Origin of the sequence: Hydrogenophaga sp. (assembly GCF_035481345.1) — a bacterium.
Lineage (GTDB): Bacteria > Pseudomonadota > Gammaproteobacteria > Burkholderiales > Burkholderiaceae_C > Hydrogenophaga.
This window is the reverse complement of sequence record NZ_DATIGV010000009.1, coordinates 1-6,450: the sequence shown is the minus strand read 5'-3', so window position 1 is coordinate 6,450 and position 6,450 is coordinate 1. Positions and strand designations below refer to the sequence as shown.

General features: G+C 68.5%; 1 protein-coding gene. It reads right to left on the bottom strand.

All coding sequences use genetic code 11. The annotated features are described in order from the left end of the window. On the bottom strand, positions 1 to 6,419 hold a 6,419-nt coding region (locus tag VLG41_RS00630), incomplete at its 3' end, for a hemagglutinin repeat-containing protein (protein ID WP_325347464.1). Between the last annotated feature and the right edge of the window lie 31 nt (positions 6,420 to 6,450).

Genomic DNA, 6,450 nt, shown 5'->3' with positions numbered 1-6,450 from the left:
GCATTGGCCAGCAGCCGGTCACTGAGTTCGTCCTTGTACTTCAGCGCCGCGGCAGTGGCGCACTGCTGACCCGAGGTTTTGCATGCCTTATCGGCCTTGTTGTAGGTCACGCGTTCCTGGTGACTCAGATAGTTGTTCACCGTCGCCGTGACCGTCACATTGGCCGCATCGAAGGCCGAGCCCAGCAGCACCGAGCCCGCCGCCATCAGCGCCTTGAACTCCGGGCTACGCGGGTCGATGCCCTGGCCCTGCAGGTACTCGGCCAGCACCGGCGTCATCTGCTCGCTGAGCATCGCCGCCGTCATCGCCTTGGCCGGATCGGTGCCGGCCACGCCGGCCTGGATCAGCCCGGCCATGCCGTGCAGCGCCGTCTTCTGCCAACTGCCGTCAGGCCAGCCTTGTTGCTGGGCAATGTCGCCAATGCCGTTGGTGATCACCGCACCGACGTAGTTGGCCGCGATCTGGTTCTGGCGCGCTTCGTCCTGGTGGGCCTTGAGCTCCTGCGCCTGCTGCAGCGTGAGCGTGTTGCTCAGGGCTTCGTTGGCCGTGCTGGCGTCCCTTGAGGTGAGCACCGCCACGTTCTCTTCGCTCTTGGCATCGGTGGCGTCTGAGCCGGTGCCCGTGATAGCCACCGTGGCCGGGCTGATGACGCTGAGCGTGGTGCTGGCCTCGTTCCTGCCCTCGGGCAAGCCCCGCTCACCGGTCTCGCTGGTCAACACGTTGGACACGGTGTTGAGCGCCACCGTCGTGACGAGCGATCCGCCGCCGTAGCCCATGCTCATGGACTCGCTGTCGGCCTGCGTGAGCTGGGTGTTGGTGAGGTCGCTGTAGCTCAGGCTGCCGGTGCTCAGGCGGTTCTTGTCTGGCGCGGCGCTGCTGGTGATGGCACCGCCTTGCAGGTCGGTGTTGCCCTTGACCTGGATGTCGAAGCCCCCCGCGCCGGCTGCAATGCCGCTCTGCTCGTTGGTGCTCTGGAAGTGATGGTCGAACTTCTCCTTGGCCATGCTCGCCGAGCCCGTGACCATGTTGCCGTAGCAGATCGGGGGCACGCACACGCTGAGGCTCACGCCCGCGTTCTTCTGCTTGGATTCGTAGCGGCTGGTGTCCTGCAGGGTCTGGATGTTCAGGTCGCCGCCCACGTCGGCGGTGACGGTGTCGCCCGCGACCTGCGCACCGCGCAGGTTCGTGTCGCCGCCGCTCTTGAGGGTGACGCTGTGGGTGCTGGTGACGACGGTGTTGTCGTGAATGGTCTCGCTGCCCGCGCCACTGCCCTTGGCGCGGCTGGCGCTGATCTGGAAGCTGATGCCGGTCTGCTCGCCCACACCAAAGGTCACACCCAAGCCGGCGCTGCCCCCGCTGTTGCTGCTGTGCAGTTCAGCGGTGTTTCGGGCGGCCTGCAGGTGGATGTCGCCTTCGGCTTGCAGGTGGATGTCCTGCGCCTGCAATTTGGCGCCCGTGGCGAAGAGGTCGCCTTCGCGTGCCTGTATGTCGATCTGGCCAGCCTGGATGACGGTGCCCGCTTGCCGGGTGCTGCTCTGGCGTTCATCCTGGCGGGACTTGCTGCTGCCCACGTTCACGCTCACACCGAAGGAGGCGGCATTGGGATCACCGGGGTTGGCGGCGGTGCCGGCCACGGCATCCGTGGCAGCCACGTCCGCAGCGCTCACGCCAGCGAGCTTGTAGGCGTCGTAGCCGGCCTTGAGCGCGGCGGCATCCTTTAGGCGGTCGTTGTCGGTGTGGCGGGTGACTTCGATCATGTCGCCCACGCCGGTGATGGCGCTGCCCACCACGCCGCTGAGCTGGCTGCCGACGGTGAAGGTCTTGGTCTGGGCGTGGAACTGGCTGTCGCTGTGGCTGTCGGCCGTGTTCAGGGTGACGTTGTTGCCCGACACGGTTACGGCGTCCTGCGCGAGCAGCGTGCCGCCTTGCGTGTCCACGTTGCCCGCGCCAGTGCCTTTGTACTGGCTGTCGGTGCCGGCAATGATGGTGAGGCTGCCGCCGTTGGCGCTGAGCAGGCTTTGCACGGCGGTGTCGCTGGTGCTCATGCCGTCCTGATTCGCCTTCACGTTGCCGTAGGCGGTGTAGCGGCCACTGGCGCCAGGGGTAATGCCGATGCTGCTGGATTTGGCGTGGCTGTCGGCGCTGGTGCTCAGCGTGTCGCTGGCCGCTTCGATGCGGGCATCGCGTCCGGCCAGGATGGTGATGTCGTGGTCGGCCAACACGGCGCTGGAACGCACGACGGTGTCGCGGCCGGACTGGATGTGCACCTCGCCACCGCTGACGCTACTGCCAGACTGGGTGACGGCGCTGTATGACTGGTTGACGTTCTGCTGATGCTTGCCGTACGAGATGCCACCCATCACGTCGGCACTGACGCCCGACTGCTTCGTCTCCTTGAAGTAGTGCCCCGACTCGTGGTTCTCCTGCGAGGCGATCACGACGTCGCGCCCGGCGTCGAGCAGCAGCAGGTGCTGGGCGTTGACCTCGCTGCCCTGGAGCTGGATGTCGCGCCCGGCCTGCATCACCACGTTGGCACCGCCCACGCTGGTGCCCAGCGCCACGTCGCTGGCCGCGCTCTGCACTTCTTCGTTGGTCTTCTTGCTCACAGGCCCGCTGCGCTTGTGGTACAGGCTGGAGTCGCTCTCGCTGGTGGCCCGCCCGGCCTCCAGGCGGATGTCATTGCCCGCCTGCACGCTCACGTCACCCAGGGCCTGCACGCTGGCCGCGCGCGCTGCCACGTCGCGGCCGGCGGTGACGTGGATGTCGCCCAGTGCCGCGATGTCCGAGCCGATTTCCTGGCTCTGGCGCTGGTGGCGGTAATTGCGCGCGTCGGCGACGACGCTGTTGGCGCTGTCCACGGTGACGGTCTGCAGTTGCACGTCGTGGCCGGCCTCGATGGCGGTGGTGCCGTTTAGGCCCGCGTTGCTCACGCTGGCGCCTTGCAGCACCACGTCCTGGCCCGCCTGGATGCTCAGCTTCGCGCCAGGACCATCACCGGCCACCCCTGTCACCCGCATCGCACCGATGCCCGCCAGCTCCGTGCGGCTTTGCGTGGCGTGTTCGCCCGAGAAGCGGGTGGTGTGCGTGGGGCTGCTGATGGTGAGGTTGCGCCCCGCGCTGGCCAGCAGTTCGCTTCTGCCCTGCATCAGGCCGCCGATGTTGGCGATGTCGCGCCCGGCTTGCGCCACCAGCACGTCGCCTTCGATGCGGCCACCGGCGTTCACCAGATCGCGCTGGATGTCCAGCACGACCTCCTTGCCCGAGATCAGGGCACCCGAGGGCAGCAGTTCATCCTTGCGCACGGCGCGCAGGTAGACCTGCGGCACCAGGGCGGTGGTCCGGGTGCCATCGGGCAGCACCACCTCGCGCTGCACCAGCCACACCAGGTCGGTGGTGAGCTGGGCCATCTGCTCGGCCATGAGCGCGAGGCCGGGCTTGAGTTCGAAGGCCTGGGCGTAGGCGAGGCCGGCGTCCATGAGCGCAAGGAACTGCGCTTCGTCGTTGTCGAATTCGTCGAGGAAGCGCCGCCCGGTGAGTTCGGCCAGTTGCTCGCGGATGAGTTTCTGTTCGTAGAAGCCGTCGCCCAGGCGTTTGTGCGTGGCGGAGGGGTCGCTGGCGAGCTGAGTCAGCAGGTAGTCGCTGCTCAGCCATTGGCGCCGGTCGGTGAAGCGCGGGTCGGTTTCGATGAGGTAGCCCTGCGAGGCCGGGGCCTGGCCGAACAGGCGGCTGGCGCCCACCACGAGGGGCTTGTCCGCGCTGGGCAGGCTCAGGCCCACGAAGTCCAGGCCCGAGGTGGCCAGGCCGGTGCTGCGGCCCTGGTCGATGTTGCTCAGGTCTCGCGCATCCAGGTGCAGGCTCTGGCCACCGTGCAGGCGAGCGGGAAGCTCGCCGACGATTTCGCTGATCTCGGGTTTGGTCCACTCGAACTCGCCCATGCCGGCGGTCTGGGAGGTGATGTGGAACCGGTGCGTGCGCTTGAGTGTGTGGCCAAGGTTGTTGACCGCGCCGGCCGGGGCGTTCACCTCGAGCGCGGCGCCGGCCAGGATGTCGGCGTGGCGGTTGGTGAGCGATTCGCCGATGTCCAGGCGCATCGATCCAGCCGAGCGGATGGCAGCGGGGGCACCGGCGCCAGGGGCCAGGCGGTCTTCGATGGCGGTGTGGTGCGCGGTGCGCGAGACCTCCAGGCCGGGGTGGGTGGGCTCAAGGTAGGTGTGGTCGCTGCGCAGCAGGTCTTTCAGCGGGTCGTCGTAGCCGGGCTGAGCGACGAGCAGGGTGCAGGCGGTGGTGCAGCGGCCGTAGGCGCTGTCGGGGCTCAAGGTGTCGCGCTGCCACTGGGTGACGGCGCTGAGTTCGGCGCCGAAGACCGCAGGGGCGTCGGCGACCTGGTCGGGGTTGGCCACGCCGTCCTGGCGCACGCTGGCGTAGAGCATCATGGTGGTGGGCGCGTCGATGGTGACCCGCTCGCGCACGCCGGTGTTGCCGGCGTAGGCGCCGCTGGCGGCGTGGTAGACGGAGTCGCGCGGGTCCAGCGCGACTTCGATGCGGCGCACTGTGTTGCCGTCGGGGGTGATGAGGGTCTGGTCGCTGAGGATGGAGGCGGGGTCGAGCAGGTAGTAGTGCTGGCGGGTGTAGTTGGAGGTGAATTCGATGAGGGCGGCGTCCTTGTTCTTGCCGTTGAACCACCAGGCGGGCATGTCCAGCTGCGCGGTCTGGTCGATGACGGTGACCTGGGTAACGGCGACGTTGCGGCGCTCGTTGCGCAGGGTGTTGGCCGACAGGGCGATGTCGCCCATGGCTTCGATGTCGGCGCTGAGGTTGTTGACGGCTTGCGCCTGGCCGCTGGCCTGCGCGTTGGCGTCGATCGCCCCACCGATGCGGATGTCGCCGTCGCTGTAGATGAGCGCGCCGTCTTCGTTGTTGAGGGTGTGCACGCCCAGGTGCAGGCTCTGGCGGGCGGCGATGACGGGGGCGCTGGCCGCGATCGGGTCGGGCCGGTTGTTCAGTTCGCCTGCCTCGATGGCGATGTGGTCGGCGAAGACGGCGCCACCCGAGCGGTTGTTGAAGGTGTTGGTGGCCGAGAGCTTGAGCGTGGCGGCCTGCAGGGTGCCGCTGTTGGTGATGTCGCGGGCGGTGGCGGCGAGTGCGCCGTTGGCGAACAGGCGCCCGTCGTTGGCCAGGGTGTCCTGGACGGTGATGTCCATGGCCTCATCGGCCCACAGGGTGGCGTGCACGGCGCTGCCGTCGGCGGACATAGTGGAGCGGTTGTGCAGGCTGCTGGCTTGCACGCTGAGCTCACGGCCTGCGCCGATGCTGGCGGCGGCATCGGTCGTGGCTTCGTTGCGCACCTGGCCGGCCTGCAGGGCCAGCGAGCCCTGCGCGCCGATGCGCCCGCCGCGGTTGTGCAGATCGGCGTCCCGGGTGTCGATGTGGGCGTCGCCCTGCGCCTGCAACTCGCCGCCATCGTTGGTGATGCCCTGGGCGGACAGTTGCATCGAGCGCGCGGCCAGGACGTGCCCAGTGCTGTTGTCGAGGGGGCCTTTGACGTCCACCTTCAGGTCGCCACCGGCGATGAGCGCGCCCTTGTTGATGAGGCGCCCGTCGGCGTGCAGTTCCAGGTTGCTCGCCGCGCTGGAGAGCACGCCTTCGTTGTTGACGCCAAGGCCCTTCTCCGTGCCGACGAGGAAGATGTGATTGGCGTACATGCCGCCCAGGTGGGCGACATCGAGCAGGAAGCGCGGGGGCTCGCCCACTGGGGTGGCGGCCCCCGTGGGCGCCTGCCTGGCAGCGTCCACGGTGTTGGCGCCGTTCACGAGCTTCAGGTAGTTGGCCCAGAGTCCGGCGTTGACCTCGGTGGCGCGCGCGAAGATGGCGGTGTAGTCGGCGCCTCGGGTGTCCAGGCCGGAGCCGAAGATGCCCACGCTGCCGCGCTGCACGATGTAGGCGTCGAGCGAGCCGCCCTTGAAGACCGGAACCCCGGTGGTGAGCGTCACGCCCAAGGCGTTGATGAAGGTGCTGCCGTTGACCTGGATGCCCGAGGGGTTGGCGACGACCACCTCGGCGCGCTGGCCGGCGACTTCGACGGGGCCTTGCAGGTAACTCGGGTTGTTGGAGTTGACCTCGTTGACGATGACCCGCGCGGGGCCGGTGGCGAGCCAGGGGTTGCCCGCGACCCCACCGCCGAGTTGGGTCTGCGTGGCGGTGCGGCTGTTGTTGAGGATGGCACCGGGCGCGCCAACGTCGAACTGCCGGTAGGTGTTGCGCGAGACACCGGCCGCGCTGGGCGTGGTGATGTTGACCAGCGGCACGCCGTTGGGCGCGGTCAGCACCGTGGGGCGCTGGTTGCCGGGGGCGCTGGGGTCGGCCACGATCTGCGCCCATGCCTGCGGGCTGGTGAGCGGGCTGCTCAGAACCAACGCCACGGCCCAATGCACAGCGCCTGCCAACCCACGC